At 68.5% G+C, this 25,034-nt stretch carries 16 protein-coding genes and 5 pseudogenes; 10 read left to right on the top strand and 11 right to left on the bottom strand.

The window, feature by feature from the left end; translation table 11 throughout:
- Positions 1-114 precede the first annotated feature (114 nt).
- From GXP76_RS02985 to GXP76_RS02995, 3 genes are all read right to left on the bottom strand, one after another.
- The gene (locus GXP76_RS02985; protein WP_242569817.1) at positions 115-5,616 is read right to left on the bottom strand and encodes an Ig-like domain repeat protein; all 5,502 of its coding nucleotides are present in this window, start codon (positions 5,614-5,616) and stop codon (positions 115-117) included.
- A gap of 335 nt (positions 5,617-5,951) precedes the next feature.
- Positions 5,952-6,104, bottom strand: a complete 153-nt coding sequence (locus GXP76_RS02990) for a hypothetical protein (protein WP_242569818.1) — start codon at positions 6,102-6,104, stop codon at positions 5,952-5,954.
- Positions 6,105-6,138: 34 nt separating this feature from the next.
- Entirely contained in the window at positions 6,139-6,330 is a 192-nt protein-coding gene (locus GXP76_RS02995; protein WP_242569819.1) for a DUF1360 domain-containing protein, read from the bottom strand.
- Between the two features lie 221 nt (positions 6,331-6,551).
- Between GXP76_RS02995 and GXP76_RS03000 the strand changes: the two are divergent.
- A pseudogene (locus GXP76_RS03000) lies at positions 6,552-6,764 on the top strand (tyrosine-type recombinase/integrase); the annotation flags it as partial.
- Between the two features lie 602 nt (positions 6,765-7,366).
- Here the strand turns inward: GXP76_RS03000 and GXP76_RS03005 are convergent.
- Positions 7,367-7,978: pseudogene (locus GXP76_RS03005) on the bottom strand (N-acetylmuramoyl-L-alanine amidase); the annotation flags it as partial.
- Positions 7,979-8,003: 25 nt separating this feature from the next.
- Positions 8,004-8,642, bottom strand: coding sequence for a M23 family metallopeptidase (locus GXP76_RS03010; RefSeq protein ID WP_242569820.1), 639 nt, complete (start codon positions 8,640-8,642; stop codon positions 8,004-8,006).
- 380 nt (positions 8,643-9,022) lie between these two features.
- Here GXP76_RS03010 and GXP76_RS03015 point away from each other — a divergent pair, with 380 nt between their 5' ends.
- A complete protein-coding gene (locus GXP76_RS03015) occupies positions 9,023-12,670 on the top strand; it encodes a WD40 repeat domain-containing protein (RefSeq protein ID WP_242569821.1) in 3,648 nt (1,215 codons plus the stop codon).
- Between the two features lie 354 nt (positions 12,671-13,024).
- Positions 13,025-14,141 (top strand): annotated as a pseudogene (locus GXP76_RS03020) (helix-turn-helix transcriptional regulator); the annotation flags it as partial.
- A gap of 253 nt (positions 14,142-14,394) precedes the next feature.
- On the opposite strand, the gene GXP76_RS03025 reads toward GXP76_RS03020, so the two are convergent.
- Both GXP76_RS03025 and GXP76_RS03030 read right to left on the bottom strand, forming a co-directional pair.
- Entirely contained in the window at positions 14,395-15,240 is an 846-nt protein-coding gene (locus GXP76_RS03025; protein ID WP_242569822.1) for an ABC transporter permease subunit, read from the bottom strand.
- Positions 15,237-16,145, bottom strand: a complete 909-nt coding sequence (locus tag GXP76_RS03030; RefSeq protein WP_242569823.1) for an ABC transporter ATP-binding protein — start codon at positions 16,143-16,145, stop codon at positions 15,237-15,239. The genes GXP76_RS03025 and GXP76_RS03030 overlap by 4 nt, the downstream gene beginning before the upstream one ends.
- A gap of 133 nt (positions 16,146-16,278) precedes the next feature.
- Between GXP76_RS03030 and GXP76_RS03035 the strand changes: the two genes are divergently transcribed.
- Both GXP76_RS03035 and GXP76_RS03040 read left to right on the top strand, forming a co-directional pair.
- The gene (locus GXP76_RS03035) at positions 16,279-17,526 is read left to right on the top strand and encodes a sensor histidine kinase (RefSeq protein ID WP_242569824.1); all 1,248 of its coding nucleotides are present in this window, start codon (positions 16,279-16,281) and stop codon (positions 17,524-17,526) included.
- The gene (locus tag GXP76_RS03040; protein WP_242569825.1) at positions 17,523-18,182 is read left to right on the top strand and encodes a response regulator transcription factor; all 660 of its coding nucleotides are present in this window, start codon (positions 17,523-17,525) and stop codon (positions 18,180-18,182) included. The genes GXP76_RS03035 and GXP76_RS03040 overlap by 4 nt, the downstream gene beginning before the upstream one ends.
- 104 nt (positions 18,183-18,286) lie before the next feature.
- Here GXP76_RS03040 and GXP76_RS03045 read toward each other — a convergent pair.
- Positions 18,287-18,517 (bottom strand): annotated as a pseudogene (locus tag GXP76_RS03045) (site-specific integrase); the annotation flags it as partial.
- Between the two features lie 33 nt (positions 18,518-18,550).
- On the opposite strand from GXP76_RS03045, the gene GXP76_RS03050 reads away from it, so the two are divergent.
- Together GXP76_RS03050 and GXP76_RS03055 are read left to right on the top strand one after the other, a co-directional pair.
- Complete coding sequence (locus GXP76_RS03050) at positions 18,551-18,808, top strand: hypothetical protein (RefSeq protein ID WP_242569856.1); 258 nt, start codon at positions 18,551-18,553, stop codon at positions 18,806-18,808.
- Positions 18,809-19,448: 640 nt separating this feature from the next.
- A complete protein-coding gene (locus GXP76_RS03055; protein WP_242569854.1) occupies positions 19,449-20,519 on the top strand; it encodes a CapA family protein in 1,071 nt (356 codons plus the stop codon).
- Between the two features lie 367 nt (positions 20,520-20,886).
- Here the strand turns inward: GXP76_RS03055 and GXP76_RS03060 are convergent, their stop codons facing one another.
- Positions 20,887-21,021 carry a hypothetical protein gene (locus tag GXP76_RS03060; RefSeq protein WP_308354085.1) on the bottom strand — a complete coding sequence of 45 codons (135 nt, stop codon included), beginning with the start codon at positions 21,019-21,021 and terminating at the stop codon, positions 20,887-20,889.
- Between the two features lie 31 nt (positions 21,022-21,052).
- Here GXP76_RS03060 and GXP76_RS03065 point away from each other — a divergent pair.
- From GXP76_RS03065 to GXP76_RS03075, 3 genes and pseudogenes are all read left to right on the top strand, one after another.
- Positions 21,053-21,297, top strand: a pseudogene (locus GXP76_RS03065) (ATP-binding protein); the annotation flags it as partial.
- A gap of 76 nt (positions 21,298-21,373) precedes the next feature.
- Positions 21,374-21,745: a hypothetical protein gene (locus GXP76_RS03070; protein ID WP_242569826.1), complete on the top strand. Its 372-nt coding sequence runs from the start codon at positions 21,374-21,376 to the stop codon at positions 21,743-21,745.
- 227 nt (positions 21,746-21,972) lie between these two features.
- The gene (locus tag GXP76_RS03075; protein WP_242569827.1) at positions 21,973-23,001 is read left to right on the top strand and encodes a hypothetical protein; all 1,029 of its coding nucleotides are present in this window, start codon (positions 21,973-21,975) and stop codon (positions 22,999-23,001) included.
- Positions 23,002-23,044: 43 nt separating this feature from the next.
- Here GXP76_RS03075 and GXP76_RS03080 read toward each other — a convergent pair whose 3' ends face one another.
- Together GXP76_RS03080 and GXP76_RS03085 are read right to left on the bottom strand one after the other, a co-directional pair.
- The gene (locus GXP76_RS03080; RefSeq protein ID WP_242569828.1) at positions 23,045-23,470 is read right to left on the bottom strand and encodes a hypothetical protein; all 426 of its coding nucleotides are present in this window, start codon (positions 23,468-23,470) and stop codon (positions 23,045-23,047) included.
- A gap of 561 nt (positions 23,471-24,031) precedes the next feature.
- Positions 24,032-24,982 (bottom strand): NADP-dependent oxidoreductase, encoded by a 951-nt coding sequence (locus GXP76_RS03085; RefSeq protein WP_242569829.1) that lies wholly within the window; start codon positions 24,980-24,982, stop codon positions 24,032-24,034.
- Positions 24,983-25,034: the final 52 nt, after the last annotated feature.

Raw genomic sequence — 25,034 nt, forward strand, 5'->3', positions numbered from 1 at the left:
GCGTACGGGCCGTACTCGCCAACTGGCGAGTACGGCCCGTATCCCATCAGGCTGCGACAGGGCGATTGTCGTGTCCGCCGGCGCCGCTACCCGTACGGGTGTTGGTCCCTTGAGTTACGGGACCGGCGGGATCGGGACGAAGGTCAGGCCCGCCGTGACCGAGGACCGTGCGAAGCAGGCCGCCGCGGCGAACGTCGCCGTGTAGGTGGTCGCCGTCACGATGGTGCTGGGAACGGTGACGGTGGGCGGGGCGAGGGTCGCCACGCCGTTGGCGTCGGTGACGGCCGTGCCGATCAGGATCGGCCCGCTCACCGCGTTGGCGGTGAAGGTCACCGTCATGCCGGGGATCGGTGCGTTGGTCGCGGCGTTCCTCAGCGTCGCGTTCATGGTCTGGATGACGAAGGTGCCGTTGAGCCGCAGCCGGATCTGCCGGGGTGCGGCCGTGAGAGTGGTCGCCACGCTTGTCGCGTTGATGACCACGGAACCCGTCGACGCCCCGAAGCACGGTGCGCCGTTGTAGTGGGCGGTGATGGTGCCGGAGGACAGGCTGGTGGAGCTGAAGCAGGCCTGGCCGGCGGCGTTGACGGCGACTGTCTGGTTGAGTCCGCCGGGTCCGGTGAATGTCACTGTGCCGGTGGGTGTGCCCGAACCTGGTGCGTTGGTGGTCACTGTCGCGCACACCGTCACCGTCTGCCCGCACACCGACGGGTTGGGTGTCGCGGTGACGGTCGTGGTGGTCGTCGCCGGGTTGACCGTGGCGGTGGTCGTGCCGGTGGAACCGGTGAAGCACGGTGCGCCGTTGTAGTGGGCGGTGATGGTGCCGGAGGACAGGCTGGTGGAGCTGAAGCAGGCCTGGCCGGCGGCGTTGACGGCGACCGTCTGGTTGAGCCCGCCGGGTCCGGTGAATGTCACCGTCCCGGTGGGTGTTCCCGAACCTGGTGCGTTGGTGGTCACTGTCGCGCACACCGTCACCGACTGCCCGCACACCGACGGGTTCGGCGTGAGCGAGACCGTGGTGCTGGTCGAGGCCGGGTTGACCGTGACCGTGACGGTGTCGCTGGACGCTGCGAAGCACGGGCCCTCACCGTTGTAGACGGCGGTGATCGTGCCGGTGGCCAGCGACGTCGTGGTGAAGCATGCCTGCCCACTCGCGTTGAGCGGGACTGTCTGGTTGAGCCCGCCGGGTCCGGTGAATGTCACCGTCCCGGTGGGTGTTCCCGAACCGGGCGCGTTGGTGGTGACCTTGGCGCAGACCGTCACCGTCTGCCCGCACACGGTCGGGTCGGGTGTCGCCGTGACGGTCGTCGTGGTCGCCGCCTCGTTCACGGTGACGGCGACGGAGCCGCTGGAGCCGTTGACGCAGCTGGTGCCGTTGTACGTGGCGGTGACCGTGCCGGTGGACAGGGAGGTGGTGGTGAAGCAGGCCTGGCCGGCGGCGTTGAGCGGGACTGTCTGGTTGAGCCCGCCGGGTCCGGTGAACGTCACCGTCCCGGTGGGTGTACCCGAACCCGGTGGGGTGATGGTGACCGTCGCGCAGAGCGTGACCGACTGCCCGCACACCGATGTCGCCGGTGTCGCCGTCACCGTCGTGGTGCTGGCGGCCGGATTGACCGTGAGGGAGGCGGCCCCGGTGGACGGCAGGAAGCAGCTGCTGCCGTTGTAGACGGCGGTGACGGTGCCGGTGATCAGCGAGGTGCTGGAGAAGCACGCCTGTCCGGCGGCGTTCAGCGGCACCGTGACGTTCAGCCCGCCGGGTGCGGTGAAGGTGACGGAGCCGGTCGGCGTGCCGGAGCCCGGCGCGTTGGCGGTGACGGTTGCGCAGAGCGTGACCGACTGGCCGCAGACGGACGGGTTCGGCGTGGCCGTCACGGTCGTGGTGGCGGCCGGATTGACGGTGAGTGCGACGGTGCCTGAGGAGGCCGCGAAGCAGGGGCCCTCACCGTTGTATGTGGCGGTGATCGTGCCGGAGGTCAGGGACGTGCTGCTCAGGCAGGCCTGACCGCCGGCGTTCAGCGGCACCGTGACGTTCAGGCCGCCGGGTCCGGTGAATGTCACTGTGCCGGTGGGTGTGCCCGAGCCGGGTGCGTTGGTGGTGACCGTGGCGCAGACCGTCACCGACTGGCCGCACACGGACGGGTTGGGTGTCGCGGTGACGGTCGTGGTGGTCGTCGCCGGGTTGACCGTGGCGGTGGTCGTGCCGGTGGAACCGGTGAAGCACGGTGCGCCGTTGTACGTGGCGGTGATCGTGCCGCCGGCCAGGGACGTCGTGGTGAAGCACGCCTGCCCACTCGCGTTGAGCGGGACTGTCTGGTTGAGTCCGCCGGGTCCGGTGAATGTCACTGTGCCGGTGGGTGTGCCCGAGCCGGGTGCGTTGGTGGTGACCGTGGCGCAGACCGTCACCGACTGGCCGCACACGGACGGGTTGGGTGTCGCGGTGACGGTCGTGGTGGTCGTCGCCGGGTTGACCGTGGCGGTGGTCGTGCCGGTGGAACCGGTGAAGCACGGTGCGCCGTTGTACGTGGCGGTGATCGTGCCGCCGGCCAGGGACGTCGTGGTGAAGCACGCCTGCCCACTCGCGTTGAGCGGGACTGTCTGGTTGAGTCCGCCGGGTCCGGTGAATGTCACTGTGCCGGTGGGTGTGCCCGAGCCGGGTGCGTTGGTGGTGACCGTGGCGCACACCGTCACCGACTGGCCGCACACCGACGGGTTCGGCGTGAGCGAGACCGTGGTGCTGGTCGAGGCCGGGTTGACCGTGACCGTGACGGTGTCGCTGGACGCTGCGAAGCACGGGCCCTCACCGTTGTAGACGGCGGTGACGGTACCCGAGGCCAGGGTGGTGCTGGTCAGGCAGGCCTCGCCGCTCGGGTCCAGGCTTACCGTCTGGTTGAGCCCGCCGGGGCCGGTGAACGTGACCGTCCCGGTGGGTGTACCCGAACCGGGCGCGTTGGTGGTCACTGTCGCGCACACCGTCACCGACTGGCCGCACACCGAGGGGTCGGGTGTCGCGGTCACGGTCGTGGTGGTCGCCGCCTCGTTGACCGTCACGTCGACCGTGCCGGTGGACGGCGCGGCACAGTCGTCACCGTTGTAGGTGGCCGTGACGGTGCCGGAGAGCGTGGCGGGTGCGGTGAAGCAGGCCTCGCCGGTGGCATCCAGGGTGACTGTCTGGTTGAGCCCGCCGGGGCCGGTGAAGGTCACCGTCCCGGTGGGTGTGCCCGACCCGGGCGGGTCGATGGTGACGCCCGCGCAGAATGTGACCGTCTGGCCGCACACCGAGGGGTCGGGTGTCGCGGTCACGGTCGTGGTGGTCGCCGCCTGGTTGACCGTCACGTCGACGGTGGCCGTGGACGGGTTGGCACAGTCGTCACCGTTGTAGGTGGCCGTGATCGTGCCGGTGGCCAGTGCGGTGGTCGTGAGGCAGGCCTCGCCGGTGGCATCCAGGGTGACTGTCTGGTTGAGCCCGCCGGGACCGGTGAAGGTCACCGTCCCGGTTGGTGTGCCCGAGCCGGGCGGGTCGATGGTGACGCTCGCGCACACCGTCACCAGCTCACCGCAGACCGAGGGGTCGGGCACTGCCGTCACGGTGGTGGTGGTGTCGGCGGGGCCGACCGTGACGGCGACGGTACCCGACGAGCCGGCGAAGCAGGGGCCCTCACCGTTGTACGTGGCGGTGACCGTACCGGTGGCCAGGGAGCTCGTTGTGAGGCAGGCCTGTCCGGCGCCGTTCAGGGCCACCGTCTGGTTGAGCCCGCCGGGCCCGGTGAAGGTGACGGTGCCGGTCGGGGTGCCCGAACCGGGCGGGTCGGTCGTCACCGTGGCGCACAGGCTCACCGTCTGGCCGCAGACGGACGGGTTCGGGGTGGCGGTGACCACCGTGGTCGTCGACGCCTCGTTCACCGTCACATCTGCCGTGCCGGTGGACGGGTTGAAGCACGCCGCGCCGTTGTAGGTGGCCGTGACCGTCCCGGTGATCAGCGTGGTGGTGGTCACGCAGGCCTGTCCGGTGGGGCCCAGTACGGCAGTCTGGCTGAAACCGCCCGGAGCCGTGAACGTCACCGTGCCCGTCGGAACGCCGGAGCCGGGCGCGTCGGTGGTGACCGTGGCGCAGAACGTGACCGACTGGCCGCACACCGACGGGTCCGGGGTGACGGCGAGGGTGGTCGTGGTGTCTGCCGGGTCAACTGTCACGTCCGTGCTGCCGGTGGAACTCAGTGCGCAGCTGTCACCGTTGTAGGTGGCCGTGATCGTGCCGGTGGCCAGCGCGGTGGTCATGAGGCAGGCCTCGCCGGTGGCATCCAGGGTCACCGTCTGGTTGAGCCCGCCGGGCCCGGTGAAGGTCACCGTGCCCGTCGGCACGCCGGAACCGGGCGGGTCGACGGTGACCGTCGCACAGACCGTCACCAGCTCGCCGCAGACCGACGGATCGGGGACGGCGGTGACCAAGGTGGTGGTCGCGGCCTGGTCGACCGTGACCGCGACCGCTTCGGCGGAGCCCGCGAAGCACGGGCCCTCACCGTTGTAGACGGCGGAGACCTCTCCGGTGACCAGTGTGGTGGTGGTGACACAGGCCTGGCCGGCGGCGTCGAGGGGGACGGTCTGGTTGAGACCGCCGTCGGCCGTGAAGGTCACCGTGCCCGTCGGGGTGCCCGAACCCGGTGACTGGGTGGTGACCGTCGCGCAGACGGTGACGCTCTGTCCGCACACGGACGGGTCGGGGGTGACGGTGACGTCGATGTTCGTCAGTGCCTCGTTGACCGTGACGTCGACCGTGCCGGTGGACGGCGCGGCACAGGAGTCGCCGTTGTAGGCGGCGGTCACTGTGCCGGTGGCCAGCGAGCCGGTCGTCACGCAGACCTGGCCGGTGGGGTCCAGCACGGCGGTCTGGCTGAAGCCGCCGGGGCCGGTGAAGGTCACCGTGCCCGTGGGGACGCCGGCGCCGGGCGGCTCGATGGTGACCGTCGCGCACAGGGTGACCGGCTGGCCACAGACCGACGATTCAGGGCTGGCCGTCACCACTGTCGTCGTATCCGCCTGGTCGACCGTGACGTCGACGCTGCCCGAGGAGCTCGCGGCGCAGTCGTCACCGCTGTAGGTGACCGTGACGGTGCCGGTGCTCAGCACTGCCGTCGTCACACAGGCGTTGCCGCCGCTGTCGAGCATGGCGGTCTGGTTCAGCCCGCCGGGACCGGTGAAGGTGACGGTCCCGGTCGGGGTGCCCGTGCCGGGCGGGTCGATGGTGACGGTCGCGCAGAGGGTGACGGTCTCGCCGCAGACCGAGGGGTTCGGGCTTGCCGTCACGAGGGTCGTGGTGTCCGCGGCGTTGACGACCTGGTTCAGGAGGCCGGACGACGACGGGTCGAAGGTGCTGTCGCCGCTGTAGGCGGCGATCGCCTGGTGGGTGCCGACGCTCAGGTCGTCGATGGTGACCTGGGCCTGGCCGGCGGCGTCCAGGGTGCCGACGAGCGTGGGCCCGTCGTCGCTGATGATGACGCTGACGGTGCCGGTCGGGGTGGTGGTCTCCGGCGGTACCGGGGAGACCTGGACGGTGAAGGTGACCGACTCCCCGCAGACCGACGGATTGGGAGACGATGTCAGCGTGGTGGTGGAACTGGCCATGGTGCAGCCTCCTTTGGGAGTGAACGCGGCCAGAGCGACCCGACGCCTTTTCGGGCGACAGCGGAAATGAGAGGCACGCCGGAAGGAAAACAAGCAGTGCCGGCGCATTACTCACCGGGCCACACAATCGGGCGCCGGGGATTCACTCTCTGACGCTTCCCAGTAGGCGCCCTGGTCCCGTTCATCCGCCATACGGGTGCACGTAATAGCACCCGTACAGCGGAGCGCCCAGGGGGGTGGGGGGCGTAATTCAGATATTCTCCGGTGCCTACCGGCGCGGGACCCCCCAGAGGCTGTCCCGCCCCGCTCGAAAAAGCGCACCGGCGGTACGACACCTACTGGTTGACGACGATGACCGTGCCGCCGCCGCGGCGCCGCGCGGCCTCGGCCTCCTGGCGGGTGGGGTAGTCGCGCATGACTCCGTTGGGCAGGACCAGCCGGTAGACGGTTGCTCGTCGGCCGGCACGTGCACCGCAGTTGCATCCCATGGAAACTCCTCCTTCGTACTTCGTCGTACTTCTTTCAGTCGAGCCAGGTGGACGCCAGGCCCGCCAGGTAGGACAGCGTCAGGACCATGGCGACCGCCTGGAAGACGGTGGTGTCGCCGGCCAGGTAGGCGAGCGGCACGACCGACGCGGAGGCCCAGATCCCCGTGCACCAACCGCAGGTGACCAGATAGGCGGGACGGGATTCGTCCCCGAAGCGATCGGCCACCCATGTGCGTAACCCGGCAGCCAGTACGTCCTTGGTTATAAATCTGGTGATACGACAAATTGCGCCGAGGGACAAAAGAAACACCACCGGATCCATGCAATTCATCGTAAGCCGAGTGATATTCATGCGGTAGGCCCTTGCGTAAGCATTTCCATGGCATGAATACGCAAGGAAAGCATGTGCTGTTGTGGTGCTTATGGGGCGAACTCTCTGCCGCTCACCACGTGCTGCGGCGCACCTGTGCCTCGATCATGCTGGAAGCCGGAGAGTCTGTCGTGACCTTGGCGCGGTGGCTCGGGCACTCCTCGCCCGCGATCACCCTTGGTTACTATGCTCACTTCATGCCGGAGGCCGGAGGCGGCTCGCTCCCCGGCATCGTCGAGGCCGACGATCTCGGGACGTACGTCATGAAGTTGCCCAGAGGGGCGGGCTGACCTGCGGGAATGCCGACTAAGGGTTTCTGATCTGCAAGGACGCTTCTTTCTGTGTCTTTCAGGCTCGTGCCAAGTGACGTGGTCGGTTCTCCCCAAACGCTCCCCAGCGGCGTCCGTTCTCCCCAGATTCTCCCCGGTCGATGCCGACGCCCAGCCATGTGACCTGGAGCGCAGGCTCTCGGAATGCCTGGAGTGGGGTTACTCGGGGTGGTCAAGGTGGGGGGCCGAAGAGCGGGTCCGCGTGTTGGCCGCGGGAGCAGAGCGGCATGCAAGTCTGTTGCCCGCGCCGGGGGATCATCCTGCGGGGGCGGGGAGCAGCCGTTCTGCTGGCAGGCAGAGCGGCCATCGGCTGGACCATCCCAGCGGAGCGCGGGGAGCAGCGCGTTACGGACTGATTGTCGTCGATCGTGATGGGACGATCCCCGCGCCCCCGGGGATGGTCCCTGACGCGCGCCCGCGCGGCAAAACGTAGGCGGGGGAAGCCGGGCGATTCGCGGCGGTGTTCCACCGCGTGAAGCCGTTCCGGCCCGTGTTGCCCGGGCCGGAACGGCTCTTTGTACATCAGGTCCCGCAGTCGGCCCGTGGTGTCACTTCCTGGGCAGCGGAGTCGTCAGGCGCCGGGTGATGCGGTCGCGCATGCCGGGCATGGTGAAGCCTTTGGGGTCGATCTTGTCGTTGGACCATTCGAGGTGGCCGATGACGCTCTGGGCGCCCCATTTGTGGGTGCGGCAGATCGCGGTACCGACCCGTTCGATCGCCATGAGCTGGGCGGCCGGCCAGGGATCGGTCCCGTTGCCGAGGTTGACGCACTCGAAGCCGTAGAAGTGGGTGTTGCCGTCGACCCCGTCGGTGTTTCCCACGGTGGGCCGGGGCGGCCGTTCGTCGTAGTCCTCGGCGATGACGTGCTTGAGGACCTGGGGGTCACCGCCGCCGGCGTGGTTGGTACGGCCGTACCCGACGAGGTGGACCACCCCGTCCTTGCCGATGACTCCGTGGCACAGGGGCCCGGGCAGGGTGCGGTGACCGTCGCGGCACAGGGCGACGGACGACTGGGTGCCTGAGGTGACGGTGTGGTGGATCATCACACCGTTGACCGGGCCCCAGGAGCCCTTGTGGTTGCGGTTGTGGGTGCGCCAGTTCCCGACTTCGGTGACCTTCACGCCTTCGGCGCGCAGGGCGGCGATGAAGGCGTCGGCGGACAGGGGCGATGCCATGTGAACCTCCCGATTCGGGTCGTTGTCACCAGGACGGCTTGCGGTCGTTTCCGTAACCACCGCCGCGCGGGCGGTCCTCGAAGTGAAGATGCGGCCCGGTGGAGTTGCCGGTGCTGCCGACTTCGCCCAGCTTCTGGCCGGCCTTCACCTTGTCGCCCTTCTTCACGCCTCGCTTGGAGAGGTGGCAGAAGTAGTAGTCGCGGTTGTTGTCGGCCCGCAGGACGATCAGATTCCCGTACGAGCCACCGTCGTTCTTCGACTCCGCGATGGTCCCCGCGCGCACCGCCACGACGTCCGTGCCGGTGGGCGCCGGGTAGTCGTCGCCGGTGTGGTAGCCGGCCCCGTAGTTGCCGGGCGCGCCGTAGCGATTGGTGATGCGGGAGTGGCCGCGCACGGGTGAGGGCACCCGGCCCGAGCCGCCGTGGCCGCCGTCGGTCAGCTTGAGTCGCGCGAACGTCTCGGGGCCCGGGGCCCCGTCCGCGTCGCTTCCGCTCCACCCCTGCGCCCGCTGGAACGCGGTGCAGGCGGCCTTGGTCTCGTTCCCGTACAACCCGGTGGCCCCGGACGGGATCTTGTGGCCCTTGGCTATAAGGGCCTTCTGGAAGGTCTTGACGCACGGGTCGGTCGAACCGTGCTTCACATGACTGAACTCTATTGCGGCCATGCCAAATCTCCTGGCAGTAGGGCTTCGCGACCGTCCATGGGCTCTTCGGCATACCGGAGTCACGAAGCTGCGAAGACGGGTGGGAAACCGGGGTTGTCCGGCTCGGTCGTTCCCGTCTGACCACCACTTTCAGCGGGTGTGGGGTTGTCCGGCATCCCGTTTCGGGGTGCCGGACAAAGCCGTGTGGCGGGAGCCTGGGTGACATCGGACAGGGGAAATGGGAATCCTGGCGCTTTGTTCACGCAGCGCGACCGGGGGACGAAGGGAAGCAGGATGGGGCGGCAAGGAAGCCACTTGAGTCTGGTGCGGGACCGGTTCAGCAGTTCGCCTTCGAGCTGCGTTCGCTGCGGAACACGGCGGGCGGCATCACCTACCGGGCGATGGCCCGCGAGAGCGTGTACTCGACGACAACCCTCGCCGCGGCGGCCTCCGGGGAGAGACTGCCTTCGCTCGCGGTCGCCCTCGCGTATGCGACCGCATGCGGCGCGAATCCTGCGGAGTGGGAGGAGCGGTGGCAGCACGCGGCCGCACTGGAACGGGCACAGCCGTCCGCCGACCAGGACGCTGTGCCCCCTTACACCGGGCTGCGACGTTTCCAGCCCGAGGACCACGAAAGGTACTTCGGGCGGGATGAGCTTGTCGGGACCCTCACCACCCTGGTGGCCGGTCACCGGATCACGGCAGTGGTCGGCGCTTCCGGCAGCGGAAAGTCTTCGCTCCTGCGTGCCGGACTCATCCCTGCTCTTCGCACCGGCCCGCTGTCGGACCAGCGGCCGGCCGCGATCAGAGTCTTCACTCCCGGCAGGCGCCCGGCCACTGCTCACGGCCGGCTCCTCGAACCGGGCCGTACCGACGGCGAGGGCGACACCGTGGTCCTTGTCGACCAGTTCGAAGAGATTTTCACCCTCTGCCACGACACAGCCGAACGCGAACGATTCATCAGCCTGATGCTCACGGCCCGCGACCCCCGGCACCGTTTACGGGTCGTCATCGCCGTCCGGGCGGACTTCTTCGGCCACTGCGCTGACAACCGGGAACTCGCCGAAACGCTGCGGGAATCCACCCTGCTCGTCGGGCCCACGGACTCCGGCGAACTGCGCGAGGCCATCGTCAAACCCGCTGCCGCCGCGGGGCTGATCGTCGAACGCGGCTTGACGAAACGCCTCATCGAGGAAATCTCCGGGGAACCGGGCGGTCTGCCGCTGCTCTCCCACGTACTCCTGGAGACCTGGCGCCGCCGACGCGGCCGATCCCTGACCATGGACGCCTACGAGGCGACCGGAGGTATCCACGGCGCCGTCGCCCAGACCGCCGAGGACATCTACTCCCAGCTGCCACCGGGTCAGGCAGAGGCCGCCCGCCGGATCCTGCTGCGTCTGATCTCACCCGGCGACGGCGTTCAGGACACCCGCCGCCCTGCGGGCCGCGACGAGCTGCGCGCGGACGAGCCCGGCGACGCTGCCGCCGTACTCGAGCAGTTGGCCCGTGCCCGGCTGATCACACTCGACGACTGCACGGTCAATCTCACCCACGAAGCTCTCATCAGCGGCTGGCCGAGACTGCGCCGCTGGATTGACAACGACCGTGAACGCCTGCGTCTCCAGCGCCGGCTCACCGACGACGCCTGTCTGTGGGAGGAACTGGGCTATGACACGGGGGCGTTGTACCGCGGCACCAGACTGGCCGACGCCAGCGAGGCTTTCGCCTCCACCGGGGAGGAGACGGGTCTCACCCCGCTGGAACAGTCCTTCCTCGACGCCAGCACAGCCGCTCGCCGGGCGGAACGGAGAGCGGACGCACGATCGGCCCGTCGGCTGCGGGCGTCCGCTGCCGCACTGTCCGTGCTGCTGGTCCTGGCCGTCATCGCCGCGGGCCTGGCTTTCGGCCAACGCCGGACGGCCCTCACCGCGCAGGACACGGCCCTCTCCCGCCAACTGGCCGCCCAATCGCTCAGACTGGCGGAGACGAACCCCGATCTCGCCTCGCTCCTGGCCGTCCAGGCATACCGGACCAGCCCCACCGCGGAAGCCCGCGCCAGTCTCTACTCGGCCGGAGCCAGTCCCCTGCGCCGTCGTCTGACCGAGAACGCCGCCCAGGTACTGTCGGTGGCCTTCAGCCCGGACGGCCGCACCGTCGCCATCGGCAGGCACGACGGCACCGTACGGCTGAGGGATGCGGCCACCGGCAGGACCCGAAGCGTGCTCAAAGGCGACTTCGGTCCCGTTTACTCGGTGGTCTTCAGCCCCGACGGCCGCACGATGGCAACGCTAAGCGAGGGCAGTGTGCGCTTACGCGATACCCGCACTGGCCGACCGCGGACCCCTCTCGCCTCCCTTCCGGACTGGGCCGCCGCCGTGACGTTCACCCCCGAGGGCCGGGTGCTCGCAGTAGGCAGTGACGGAAGCGTATGGGACGTAACCACCGGCCGGACGAAGGTGGTTCGCGCGAATACTTCGACCGAACCCGCGTCATCTGCTGTGGCCGTCAGCCTCGACAGCCGCACCCTCGCTATCAGCGACAGAGATCGGACCGTACGCATCCGGGACCTGGCCACCGGCCGTACCCGCCACACCCTCACCCACGCATCCGGCGACTCGGTCCGGCGGATGGCCTTCAGTCCGGACGGGAAGACTCTGGCCACCGGAACCTCGGGCGGAAACATACGGTTGTGGGACATGTCCACCGGCCGCGTCAGGGAAGACGCTCCCCGGGGACCAATCACGGGTCACAGCTCGGACGTGACCTCGCTGGCCTTCAGCCCCGACGGAAAGCACCTCTCCACAGCGGCGGCCGATTCAGCGGTGCACCTGTGGGATCTGACGGACAGCAGCAACGACACCGCCCTCACCGGCCACACCGGGTCCGTAGGCTCGTTGGCTTTCAGCCCGAACAGCCGCACGCTCGCCACCAGCAGCCGCATGGTCAACGACGCGGTGCGACTGTGGAACGTCGCGCCGGACGCCCGAAAGACCCTCACGCGCTCCGAAACCAGCCAGATCAGAGCACTCGCGTTCCGTCCTGATGGGCAAACCCTGATCGCGAGCAGCGAGGACCGGGAAATGAGCCGGCACACCAACACTGCGAGGCTCTGGCACCTCCCGACCGGGCGGACTTGGGCCTTCCCTACCAGCCACACCGGAATGCTTGAGTCGTTGGCTGTCAGTCCGGACGGGCGCGCCATAGCCGCCGTCAGAGCGGACGAGTTCTCGGATGACTCGGTGCATCTGTGGGACGTGGAGGCCACACGCATCAAAGCCGCCCCCCTCCCCTCGGACGAGTTGGGCTCTGGGTCAGTGGTGTTCAGCCCTGACGGGAACACCGTGGCCTTTGCCATGACCCAAGGCGCTGTCGGCCTGTGGAATGTCACCACGGGACGGCTGAAGCGCATCATCACCGGTCACACCATGCTGACCAGATTTGTGGGCTCGCTCGCCTTCAGTCCGGACGGGCGCACCCTCGCCGTAGGCAAATACCCTTCCACGATTCAGCTGTGGAACACGCGCACAGGCCGTCTCGCCACCACTCTGAACACGGGACCCCGGATTTCGGAGCGGCCAGTCCGCTGGGAGCAGACGCTCGCCTTCAGTCCGGACGGAGAGACCCTGGCAAGCGCGGATTTCAGCGAAGGTGACGGTGCGACGCGCCTCTGGGACGTGACCACCGGTCGTAGCACAGTCACCTTCGCCAGCACCCTGGTGACATCCCTTGCCTTCAGTCCCGACGGCCGCACCCTCGCCACCGCCAGCGACAACAGCAGCGCGGTACGGCTGTGGGACGCGGCCACCGGCTTCCCACAAGCCAGATTCAGCGGCTACGCCGGAGGCGTGGCCTCTCTCGCCTTCAGCCCGAACGGCCGCACTCTCGCCACCGGCGGCAACGACGGGAAGATTCGGCTGTGGGACTCCGGACAGGACCGTCCCGCCGAGACGATCAAGAAAGTCTGCCGGTCGGTCGGCCGTGAACTCACACCCCAGGAACGAAAAGCACACCTGCCGGACCAGCCGTCTCATCCCGTCTGTCCAACCTGAAGCAGATCCTCATCGGGGTCGTCGTCAGGTCTCCACGTGCCACGTGGCGATGAACACCCACCTGAATACGCACGCGACCAGCACGACGACTCTGCACGCTGTGCGGCGCGATGGCGGGTTCGATCCCCGGCTTGCCCCCGCGCCAGTCCACCACCGTGTAGCCCCGAGCCGACGGCCTGGCGACCAGGAACGGCCCGCATCAACCAATCGGTCGCGCAAACGCCCGCCCCTCGGGGCGGCGTTCGGCGTGGTCCGGTTACGCGGCGGGTTCGTACTCCACCATCTGCTGTCCGCAGCCTGCAGCGATGTCGCGCAGAGCCCGAGCGATCCATGCGTGACCTAATGCGCGATTCAATGAGCGATTGGACGACGGTGGCCTATTTGGAGGTGACTTCTGTGTCCACTGATGAACAACAGCTGTTCAGCGCGGTCGACGCGCTGCTGGAGCAAGTCGCGCAGGACGATCTGCCACCCCCTGATGAACGAAAGAGGCTGCGCGAGGCGGCCGGGCTGAGCCAGGGCCAGATCGCGACGGCGTTGTCAGCGCGCCGGGAGGCGGTGGGGAACTGGGAGACCGGGCGGACCGATCCGCGGCCGCCGGAGCGCGCCGCCTACGCCCGGCTCCTCGAGGGCCTCGCCGCCCGGTTCCCCGCCCCGGACACCGAAGCAGCCGGCCCGACCGAAGTACCGGCAGTCTCCGAAGCGTTCACCGGCCCGACAGGCTCGACGGTGCAGGCGCCTGCGCCGGAACCGGTACGGACACCTGCCGCGACCGCGTCGGCGCCGGTACGTCCGGCGGCGAGCAGCGCCCCGATGTCGTCTTCGCGGCGTCCGGGTGCGAAGAAAGCGGCGAAGACGACCGTGGCCGCCGGCCCGGCTGTGGTCGACCCGCGGTTTGAGAATGGGCCGCTCGCGGTCGTCGACGTCGATCAGGACGGGGTGGTGTCGGCGTACTGCGTCGGCGGCCTGGTCCTGGATGTCCCCGCCAAGTCGATCCCGGCGCTGGTGGAGTGGACGTTGAAGGAGGCGCGGCTCGGGCAGGCGCGGCTGCACCGCAACGGCCGCGACGCCGACCCGATCCTGGTGCTGACCCGGCCCGCGCTGGAGCGCTACGGCCTGCCCGTCGCGTTGTCGGAGGAGGAGCGGCGTGCCCGTCGTCTCCCGGCCGGGCGCACAAGGTTCTGGGGCAGTTGGAGCGTGCCGAATGGCGGCTCACTCAGCGGGGGTTCGGGCCGTGGGCGCGGATCTTCCGTCCGGCCGAAGGGGCGAAGCGCAACTGCGTGCAGTTGTGCGTCCCGGCCTGGAACGCGCTGGATGTCCGCGAGTGGGACGACAAGGACCACCCGGTGCTGCCGACGATGGGTGCGGCGGATCTGGCGCGGTTCCTGGTACGTACGCGTCGCGGGTGATGACGCCGCGCGGCACGACGGCCGTCACGGGCCTGGAGTTGATGACGGCGCTGCACCCGCCGCGCGTCCGGCGGTGCGAGCGCCGGCTCCGCCCGCAGCCGCCTGCCTGTCGGTCTCCAGTGCCGTCGTCTTCGTCCAGCTCCGGCGCGTCCGGGTCGCGCAGCGGGCGCAGGGCGCAGGTTGCCTCCACCACCTCGATGTGGAGCGACGACCTATGGGTCGTGGATGAGGGATAAGGGTCGTCAACTCGTCATGCTGGTCACGGCCGCCCTTGGCCAGGGTGTCCGTACCCGGGCAGTTGGCCGACCGGCTCTCTCACGGGTCGCGCCGTTGTGCGCTGGTGACGGCGAGCACGGCTGCGGTGAGCGCCCACACCGCGTAGACGGTCCAGGCTCCGCCGGTCGTCCATGGGAAGTCGGTCTGGCGGGGGCCGACCTCCACGAGCCGCAACCACGCCTGATAGAGCGTTGCGTGCCCGGCTACCGCCGACCAGTGGCGGCCCTCGGTGAAGACGATGGGCAGCACCAGGATGACCGCCACCGCGGCGATCATGGTGGCCGTGGTGCGCCTGATGACGGCGCCGATGGCCATGCCGACGACCGCGCACACGGGCGCAAGGAGGGCGGATGCCACTACGACACGCAGGGCGCCCGGGTAGCTGATCGATATGCCTGCGTCCCGGACGTCGAGGATCGCCTGCGTCAGGCCGAACGAGGCCCCCGCGACGATCGAGCCGACGACGGTGGCGACCGCAGCGACGACCACTGTTTTGGCGGCCATCACCGAACGACGGTCCGGAACGGCCGCGAACGTCGTACGAATGCTGCCTGTGCTGTACTCGCCGATGATCGCGAGGGCGCCGATGGCACCGAGGGCGAGCATCATGACCATGGCGGAGTTCGCCGTGAACGCCTCCTGCAGCGGAATACCCGCTCGGACGTACCCGGCCCGGTTTGCCGCGCTCCGCTCCGGCCAGTAGTTGTAGGTGTCGAAGGCGGTCCCCGCGTTGAACGCGATGACGGCCAGGGCGGTGGCCCCGTACGCGATCCAGGTCGAGCGCAGCGACCGAAGCTTGATCCACTCGGCGGCCACCAGGTCGTGGAAGCGGGCACGGGGTTCGTCGGCGCCAAGTCCGCCAACGGGAGCGTACGTCGTGGTCACTGGGGGTCTCCTGCGAGGTATTGCACGCTGTCGGCGGTGAGCTCCATGAACGCCTCTTCCAATGAGGCGGACCGGGTGCTGAGGTGATGCAGCGGAATACGGCGCTCCATGGCAATCTCACCGATCCGGACCGCGGTCGCACCAGTCACAGCAAGCAGGTCGCCCGCCGTGTCCACGGCCGCGCCGTCGGCCGTCAGCACATCTCTCAGGACGGCAGCGGCGGGTGTACCCACCATGACGCTCTGCCCACTGCCGCGAGCGGAGAACTCCGTGAGGCTCTCGGCCGCGATCAGCTCACCGCGGCCGATGACGATCAGCTCGTCGGCGCTGTGTTCCATCTCGGACATGAGATGGCTGGAGACAAACACCGTGCGACCCTCGGCAGCCAGACGCCTGAACAGGTCACGCACCCACCTCACGCCTTCAGGGTCAAGGCCGTTGAGCGGCTCGTCAAAGAGCAGTACCGGTGGGTCACCGAGCAGGGTGGAAGCGATGCCGAGCCGCTGCTTCATGCCGAGCGAGAATCCGCCGATGCGGCGCCGGGCGACCTCGGCGAGGCCGACCTCCCGCAACACCTCCTCCACCCGACGCTGCGGGATGCGGTTACTGCGGGCCAGGGCGGACAGCTGCGCCACCGCGCTGCGCCCGCCGTGCACATCGTGCGCGTCGAGAAGGGAGCCGACATGACGCAGGCCGCGGGGCCGGTCGCGGAAAGGGCGGCCGTCGACGGTGACGGTGCCGCTGGTGGGCTCGTGGAGTCCGAGGATCATCCGCAGCGTGGTGCTCTTGCCGGCGCCGTTCGGACCGAGAAACCCGGTCACCTGGCCGGGCCGCACAGTGAAGGTCAGATCTTTGACGGCCGTCGTGCCGCCGTATCGCTTCGTGAGCTCGTTGACTTCGATCACGGGAACAACGGTGCCGGTGGGCAACCCCGCCCGTAATCGGACCACCGATGACAATCAGAGGACACGAGCGTCAACCCCGTTTGTACAGCCACGGTCGGATGTGCCGTCAGATGCAGGTGCCTACGATCAATGCATGTCCGCCTCACCGCCGCTGCCGCTGCTCAAACGCATACCGCCGGGCATATGGACCGCACTGGCGTGGTACGCGGCAGCAGTCGAACCCATCGTCGAGTACGTAGTGATGCCGCAAGCGCCGACGTACTCGCTCAACTACCCCCAGGACGGGCTCGACTCGCTCGGAGCCCAGGCGCTGCTCGTTGTCGCCTTCGTGCTGATCCTGGCCGGCAGCGCGGTGCTGCGCCGCAGGACCTCCGCGGCGTACGGCCTGGTGATCGTCGGTACGGTCATCTCGACGGTGGCCTGGCGGCAGGATGAAATTCCGCCCACGCAGTTCCTGGCCGTGGATATCGCCCTCTGCTACCTCGCAGCCACCCGGCCTCGGCGGAGCTCGCTCACCGCGGCCGCCGCAGCGCTCGGCACACTCGCCGGCTACCTCGTCCTGCGGTTGATCACGGGCGACGATTCCAGCATCGCCCAGGAGCCGCTGGTTGCCCTGACCGTGGTCATCGCCTGGCTCATCGGTAATTCGTCCCATCAGGCCCGTGCTCACACCGCAGAGTTGCACGCCCAGGCCGCCGCCGAGGCCGTCACCGCCGAACGGCTGCGCATCGCCCGCGAGATGCACGACACCGTCGCCCACAGCATCGGCATCATCGCCTTGCAGGCCGGCGCCGCGGCCCGGGTCATCGAAACCCAGCCAGCCAAAGCCCGCGAGGCGATGCTCACCGTGGAGATGGCCGGCCGCGAGACACTGTCCGGGCTGCGAAGGATGCTCGGCGCGCTGCGCCAGGCCGACCACGATGAGAAACGCCACGGCCGCGCGCACGCGCTGGCGCCCCTGCGGCAGGCCGCCGGCCTGGCGAACGTGGAACAGCTCGCCGCTACGACCACGGCCGCCGGAGTCCGCGTGGAGGTGCGGTGGCGGGGCAGGCGCCGCCCTCTGCCAGCCGACATCGACCTCGCGGCGTTCCGGATCGTCCAGGAGTCGGTGACCAACGCCGTACGGCACTCGGGTGCCGATTCCTGCCAGGTGCGCCTCGACTACCGCGCGGACGAACTCGCCGTCGAGGTATCGGACCGGGGGAAAGGCGGCGGCACCAACACGGACACCGGATACGGCCTGATCGGCATGCGCGAGCGGGCCACCCTGCTGCACGGCGATTTCACGGCCGGACCCCGTCCCGGGGGCGGCTTCCTGGTAGCGGCCATACTCCCGGTACCGGCAGGGACCGAGGCAGAAGCGAAGGCGGGAGCCAGATGACCATCCGTGTCGTGCTCACCGACGACCAGCCCCTGGTCCGGGCCGCCCTGCAGATGGTCATCACCGACACCGCGGACATCGAGGTGGTGGGCGAGGCAGAAGACGGCGCGCAAGCGGTACGGCTGACGGAAGAACTCGCCCCCGACGTCGTCGTGATGGACCTCCGGATGCCCGGCATGGACGGCATCGAGGCCACCCGGCTGATCACGACGGGCGCCGGTTCCACACGCGTCGTCGTCCTCACGACCTTCGACGACGACGACTACGTCTACGGGGCGCTGCATGCCGGCGCGTCCGGATTCCTCGTCAAGGACATGGCCCTGGACGACATCCTCGCCGCGATCCGGATCGTTGCCGCCGGGGACGCTCTGATCGCACCAGCCGTTACACGCCGGCTGATCAAAGAGTTCACCACCCGACCCGCAGCGTCACCGCCGCGGCGGTCGGAGCTCGACGGCATCACCGCCCGGGAACGCGAGGTGCTGACCCTCGTCGGCAGAGGTCTTTCCAATACGGAAATCGCAGGCGAGCTCTCCATCAGCATCGCCACAGCCAAGACCTACCTGACCCGCCTACTCGCCAAGCTCAATGCCCGCGACCGGGTGCAGCTAGTGATCCTGGCCTATGAGGCGGGCCTGGTGGCAACATCCCAGTGAGTGGACGGACTCCCCGCCCGGCGAGCACCGACGGACGGTGCGATCCACGCGAGTCCGGTCCAACCCCGCCTGCCGTCAGTGCACAGGTTGATCAAGGTTCTGGCTCACCGCCGGCTGCCACCGGGGGCCAGAAGGCCTGGTCAGCTCAGCGGCCGCCGGCGAGGGCTTGAAGTAACGGCGGAGGTTCTCCGGCTTCCTGTGACGCGACTTGGCCATCCGCATAAACAGTCACGCACCTTGCTCGCCGAGGTACGTGAGAGCAGAGTGCCGGTACTCGTGAAGGTCCCAACCGCTGCCCGTCCACGAACTGGGGTGTGCCCATCCAGTAGCGCGCGGACGTCCTGAGCAGCTTCTCCTGGAAGGAGAGGGTGGAAGGCGGCAAGCTGCTGGCCCGGCTGGAGCAACCCCGGCGGTACGCAGGCGACATCGACATGAAGATGCTCCAGGCCGCACTCGGGCCCCTGGAACGCAGCCGTGGGCTGTTTGCCGCAGATATCGTGTCGTACGACAGCGTCAGAGCCCTGAGCACCGCGTACGAGGACATGCTGGCTCTGCTGCTGAACTCCCTGCAGCGATCAAACCTCCAGCTGCCGCACAAACTCGGCTACGCCTTCAGCAGACCCTGATCCGCATTTGCGGTCGACCTCCTCCTGGGATCATCCCCGCGGGCGCGGGGATGGCCTGGGCTTTTCCTCCCGCAGGTGCTGCACTGCTCCAGCGATACGTCGTCCGGCGTCCACACGGTCGGCGAGCAACACGGTCTTCGCCCCTCTCAGGGGAGACGGCAGGCGCACTCGTATTCTCGGATTGGCTCTGTTCGCGGCACTCCGCAACTCGGGGCGAATATCGGGCTCCGTACACGCTGCGATGCCGTACGAGGGTGGCTACCGTAGATCGTATGGAACGAGGCGGCGCGGTCCTGATCGACATCGCCCTGCGCCGTCGCGGCCATGGAGAGGCTGCGCGCCTCGGGGCGCCCCCACGGCGCCGCTCACCGCGGGGGAGCGCTACTTGGTGTGTACCGACGGACTCACCGACCCCGACCCCGTGCGTGAGGACAGGCTCGACGACCTGCTGCGAACCGTGGAAATCCGCCATCGAGGCAGGTGGCCTCGACAACATCACGCTCGCGCTGATCGACCTCCTCGAACAGCCGACGCCGAGGCGCCACGTCAGACATGCCGGCACAGCAGACACCTGAAAGACACGACGCACACGACAGAACGGAGGCCCGGCTTGATCACGCTGTTCGTCTGCGGCGACGTCATGCTCGGCCGCGGCGTGGACCAGATTCTGCCGCACCCCGGTGACCCGGAACTCCGCGAGAGGTACATAAGGGACGCCCGGGAGTACGTCGGTCTGGCGGAGGCGGCGAATGGCCCCATCCCGCGCCCGGTCGACTTCTCCTGGCCCTGGGGGGACGCACTGGAGGTCCTCGAGTCGGCCGCGCCCGACGCCCGCGTGATCAATCTGGAGACCAGCGTCACATGCAGCGACTCGTTCGCCCCCGGCAAGGAGATCCACTACCGGATGCACCCCGCCAATCTCCCCTGCCTGTCGGCCGCCCGCCCCGATGTCTGCGTACTGGCCAACAACCACGTCCTGGACTTCGGCCGCCGCGGCCTCGCGGAGACACTCGACTCGTTGGCCGGCGCGGACTTGCGGACGGCCGGCGCGGGCCGGGACGCCGCCGGGGCGAGCCGCCCGGCGATCGTCCTCCTCGACGGGGGCCGACGGCTCCTGGTCTTCTCCTTCGGCATGCCGTCCAGCGGCGTCCCACAGTCCTGGGCCGCGACCGGGTCGCGCGGCGGAGTCGGCTTCGTGGCCGGTCCTTCGGATGCCGCCGCGGCAGAAGTGGCCGACCGTATACGGCGGATGAAGCGCCCCGGGGACATCGCGGTGATCTCGGTCCACTGGGGCTCCAACTGGGGCTATCGCGTACCCCGGGATCAAGTCGCCTGCGCCCACGCCCTGATCGACGCCGGAGCGGACATCGTGCATTCCCACTCCTCGCACCACCCCCGCCCCCTGGAGGTGTACCGGGGCAAGCTCGTCCTGTACGGCTGCGGCGACCTCATCAACGACTACGAAGGAATCACCGGCTACGAGCAGTACCGCGACGACCTGCGGCTCCTCTACCTCCCCTCGCTCGAGCCCGGCACGGGCAAGCTCACCGACCTGCGCATCACTCCCCTGAAGGCCCGCCGCATGCGCCTGTGCCACACCTCGTCTGACGACTACCAGTGGCTGCGAACCCTCCTCGACCAGCTCTCCGAGGGTTTCCGCCCGTGCGCCGCACCGGACCCGGAAGGCACCTTGACGCTCTGGGCGGCCTGATGGACCAGCTCGCCAAGGCCCTGCCCGCGCTCCCCGATTTCCACAACCCTCACCCGTGTCCGCCAGGAGCTCTTTCCTGACAGGGACGAGCACGGCCTGGGTGCCTGCCCTGCCGCCGGCGACTACTGCGCCCGTGGACGGTTCGCTTTTCGGGACGCTGATCCAGTGGTGGCTCCGCTGTCCAGTGCGTCAAGGAATTCACCGAAGGTGTGCCGCAGCACGGCGGACTGTGCCATCGTCTGGTCCGGATCAGCGAGGACGCGGCTGACCAGGTTGGCCTCGTCCTCGTCGGCAACCTGCTGCAGCTTGTCGCGGTAGGCCGCGAAACGGACGTGCTCGTCCGGGCTCTACAGGATGTTGTCGACGCTCATGCGGCCTGCTCCTCGCGCTCGACCAGGTCGCCGTTCTCGAATCGTGCGCTGGTGCGGACCAGGGACACGAGGTGGGCTCCGGTGATCGCACGCCACCGCGCTTGGGCGGACTCGGCGAGATTGAACACCATCGCGAGCGTGGCCGCCGGGCTGCCCACGCCTACCGAGACCGCGATGAAGGGCTACCGCGTCCGCTACACGCGCGCCACCAAGCTGGTGAACGAGCCGGTCGAGGCCGCCGACGAGAAGCAGCTGAACAAGACCCTCGCCCGCTACGGCCGCGTCGCTCTCCTCTGCATCGACGAACTCGGCTACACGGAACTCGACCGCCACGGCGACGAACTCGTCTTCCAGGCCTGACCGAACGCGAGCAGAAGAACTGCGTCGCGATCGCCTCGAACGAGTCGAACCGAAGAACCTACAGCGGGCTGACCCCCTGAAACCGCTGGACTGCTGGTCAGGGCACCTGTCAGGCTCCGCCTCGTGGAAATTCTCGATGTCCTGACCAGCATGGCGAAGACAGGCCGGCTGGGCCCGGTGTTCAGCGGAGCCGACTGGGACGATGTGACCGCAGCACTCGGCGAGCCCTGGGACATCGGATCAATGAGCAGGAAAAGAAAGTGGCCACGGCTCTTCGCCTACGGAGACCTTGAGCTGAGTGTCTGCCGCTGCCGCAAGGTCTCCCTCATCTGCGTCCAGACCTGGCGTGACGTCGTCGAACTCCCTCCGTCGGTTGTCGGTGGGACGGGCACCTTCCCGGCAGTGCTCAAGCATGCGGACGTCGTTTCCGCCACAAACCGTATATCGATAATCACTTTACGTAGCTGCTTGTGGAGAGCCGTGTGCTGCCTCTGATGTCAGCCAGTGAACTCCGTGACCTGGCGGTCAACCCTCAGCGCCTCGCTGCTGCCCGTGAGCTTCCTGTCGGCAGGAATGCCGTTCTTCCGAAGGAGGTGGTGGGGCCGGCGGCATCATTCGCCCAGCGGGCGATCGAGGACTCCGCTCGGCCGGCCCCTTAGAGGGTCGCTGAGCGTTCCACGGCTGGTGCGGCCGCTGTCTCATACCCCGAGCCCGCTCACGACATGACCTGGGAGGAGTGCCGCGACGGTCTCGGTACTGAGAACCGGGTCTATGTGAAGTCACGCTTCGCTGTCTGCTCCGGAGCCTCCTTCACCCAGGCATGGAGTCGCAACGGACAGCCGTCGGGTACAAGTTTCTTCAACTTGCGAGTGGTCGGCACCATCCCGCTGAACAGCCGCACGATCACGTACACGTACCACTACACGGATCTCGGAACGGTGGGTACCACCGGTGCCGCAGTCATGGGGATCACTACCTCCGCTACCGTTCCGTTCATCTCGCCCTCGACCGCAAAGACGACGCAGGGCGGAACCGTCTTGCCGTCCACGAAAACCTTCGCCCAACTCGCCGCGTCCGGAACGTTCGCACAGACGCAGACAGCCGCGGCCGGCCAGGGATCTAACGGGGCAACTGACACCGTGTTCGGCGTGTACCAGCCCAGCGTGAAGATCAAACCGCCCGCCGGCTACACGCTGACCGGCAACCTGGAGGGCAGCCCCTTCATGTTCCCCCCGCGCTGGGACAAGGCGTCCTACCTCAACTTGTTCGGCACCGGCGCCGCCGTCTTCAGCATGATCACGCCGATGCTGTACAGCAAGGCCGCCGACGCCCCCGAGCGTGCCGTCGCGCTCCATATCGAGAAGGCGTTCAAGACCCCCGGCCTCACCCAGCCGCCGAGCTCGACGAAGAACGTTCCCGGCCAGACCACCGCCGCCCCTCTGACCCGTCTCTACCAAGACCGGAAGCGGCGCGACGACAACCGCGCCCAGGCGGTGAACGCCTGCAGGAGGCACTTCGGCCCCGACTACACCGCCGGCGGAAAAGACTGCGACGAATACCCCTTCGCGACAACCTACGAAGGCGCCGCCGGATCGATGTACGACCCCGAGCAACTACCGAACAACTACAGCGTGATGGCGCTGGACTCAACGCAGAACCAGGCCGCGGGCACACTCCTCGGCCAGTTCCTGACCAAGGCACGCCTCATCGACGGCCCGGACGACGGCTTCCTCGTCCAGATCGTCCCGTAGCGGACACAGCCGGTGTCGGTTGATCGCACAGTCCGCCACCGGCTCACCGCTTGGGCCAGAGCTGCACCAGGTACTGCTCGACGCCGTGCGGCACCGTCTGCGACGCAAGACGGGCAACCTCGGCACGCCCTGTTGCGTGGACTCGCACACACCACGTTTCTGGCCCAGGCCGCTCGGACACTTCGAGCAGATAGGGCATCGGGCCGCCTGCGACGGCCCACGCCCGAAGTGTTCCTGAGGGATAGTCGACTTCACCCTCGCCACTCATCTCCCAGGACCCGACGAGTTCAGGCTCCTCGTCCCAGACTTCAAGGGTCAGTCCAGCGGTGTGCGTATGACCCGCACTGCGGACGTCGATACGCCCCGTTCGAGTAGAGACGAAATCGACGGACTCGAAGCCCTCAGGCCATTGCACCGGGACCGCCGTGTCGTCGGCGTCCTGGAGACAGAATCCGTAGAAGTCCACCATTACGGACTCCTCGTGACGCCTGACCACGCGTGCCACCGTGCGTCCTTTCAGCAGTCAGCAGCCCAGATCCTGGAAATGGGGGCATTATGCCAGGCGATCTACACACCCGTCGGGGCGGCGGTCATGTTCCGCACCGGCTCTTATCCCCCCCGCATAGAGCGCGCGTATGGCTGGCTGCGACGCCGACCCGCGGGACCATCCCCGCGGGCGCGGGGAGCGCGATCCGAGTATCCCGGTGATCATCACGTTGGGCGGACCATCCCCAAAAGGGCGGGAGCAAGTGACCATGAGCTGTGACATGGGGTCCAGCGGGGGCGTACGGGAGGAGCCCTTCGTGTTGTCGCGTGCGGCAGAGATAGGACACCGAGGCAGTGATCCCCGCGAGTTCGCGGAAAACTGAAGCTTCTTCAGCGGGAACCCGAGGGTCCAGGGATGCCATTCTCGGGGGTTGACCCGTGGGTTCGGGGCGAACACGCGGAGCGGCTTCGAGGGCGGCCTGGAAAAGAGGGCTGACCCCGTTCCTCGTCGAGATGGTCTCGCTTTGTCAGGACGGCAGGGCGATCACAGGACGAGTATGAGCTTGCCGCCGGGTCGGCGGGACTGGCTGAGCTCGGCCGCTTCCTGGATCTGGTCGAGCGTGTAGGTGCGGGCGACCGTTACGGCCAAGATGCCTTCGCCGGCGAGCCGGGCGAACTCGTCCATCTGCTCATAGCGGATCTCGGTGGTGGTCCGGACGCCCAGCTCGGCCGCGGCGGCGAAGTCCGAGACGGTGAGGACGCGGTCGGGATCCCCGGTCAGCTCGATCAGGGTCGGTAGCGAGCCGCCAGCTGGGCTGGGCTGGTTGGCGCGGTCGATCCGGCCCCCGGTAGGCGCCGTGTCCAGGGCGCGGTCGACGCGGCCTCCGGCCAGTGCGCTGACACGTTCGGCCATGCCCTCGCCGTAGGCGGCCACCTGGGCGCCGATCTCATCCAGGGCTGCGGCCCGAGTCGGCCCGGCGGTGGCGATCACGCGAATACCCCGGTGCAGCGCGAAGCGCACCGCCGCCTCACCCACGGTGGTACCCGCGCCGTGGACGAGCAGCAGCTCACCCGGTTGGACGCCGAGGTCGTCGAGCGCGCGCCACGCAGTCTCGGCCGCCATCGGCAGCGCGGCGGCCTGCTCGGCGGTTACGCCTTCGGGAATGCGTGCCCAGGCCGGCATCAGCGCGTACTCGGCGGCGCCGGCCGTCGGGCCGTGGAAGGTGGTCGGGCCGAACACGCGGTCGCCGATCCGGACCCCGGTGACGCCCTCGCCGAGCGCGTCGACGGTTCCCGCGACCTCGAGGCCGAGCCCGCGCGGCAGCGGCGGCAGATGGTCGGCGAGGAGACCGTCGACGACGTGCCAGTCGGCCGGTGTCAGGCCGCACGCACGCACGGCGATCCGGATCTGGCCGGGTCCCGGCTGCGGCTGTGGGACGTCGCGGAGCACGATCACGTCCGGGGACCCGAACCGGTCGAACTGAAGAGCCTTCATGTCGAACTCCAAATGATGACAGCATCTGTTGTCATCAACATTATCATCGTGA

Source organism: Streptomyces sp. NP-1717 (assembly GCF_022695985.1).
Lineage (GTDB): Bacteria > Actinomycetota > Actinomycetes > Streptomycetales > Streptomycetaceae > Streptomyces.

Coding starts and splice junctions, on each gene's coding strand:
- GXP76_RS03015 (WP_242569821.1), top strand. CDS start 9,023: ATGGCCCGCGAGAGCGTGTACTCGACGACAACCCTCGCCGCGGCGGCC.
- GXP76_RS03010 (WP_242569820.1), bottom strand. CDS start 8,642: ATGGCCGCAATAGAGTTCAGTCATGTGAAGCACGGTTCGACCGACCCG.
- GXP76_RS03080 (WP_242569828.1), bottom strand. CDS start 23,470: ATGGTGGACTTCTACGGATTCTGTCTCCAGGACGCCGACGACACGGCG.
- GXP76_RS02990 (WP_242569818.1), bottom strand. CDS start 6,104: ATGGGATGCAACTGCGGTGCACGTGCCGGCCGACGAGCAACCGTCTAC.
- GXP76_RS03060 (WP_308354085.1), bottom strand. CDS start 21,021: ATGGTGTTCAATCTCGCCGAGTCCGCCCAAGCGCGGTGGCGTGCGATC.
- GXP76_RS03055 (WP_242569854.1), top strand. CDS start 19,449: ATGCTCGGCCGCGGCGTGGACCAGATTCTGCCGCACCCCGGTGACCCG.
- GXP76_RS03085 (WP_242569829.1), bottom strand. CDS start 24,982: ATGAAGGCTCTTCAGTTCGACCGGTTCGGGTCCCCGGACGTGATCGTG.
- GXP76_RS02985 (WP_242569817.1), bottom strand. CDS start 5,616: ATGGCCAGTTCCACCACCACGCTGACATCGTCTCCCAATCCGTCGGTC.
- GXP76_RS03035 (WP_242569824.1), top strand. CDS start 16,279: ATGTCCGCCTCACCGCCGCTGCCGCTGCTCAAACGCATACCGCCGGGC.
- GXP76_RS03075 (WP_242569827.1), top strand. CDS start 21,973: ATGACCTGGGAGGAGTGCCGCGACGGTCTCGGTACTGAGAACCGGGTC.
- GXP76_RS03040 (WP_242569825.1), top strand. CDS start 17,523: ATGACCATCCGTGTCGTGCTCACCGACGACCAGCCCCTGGTCCGGGCC.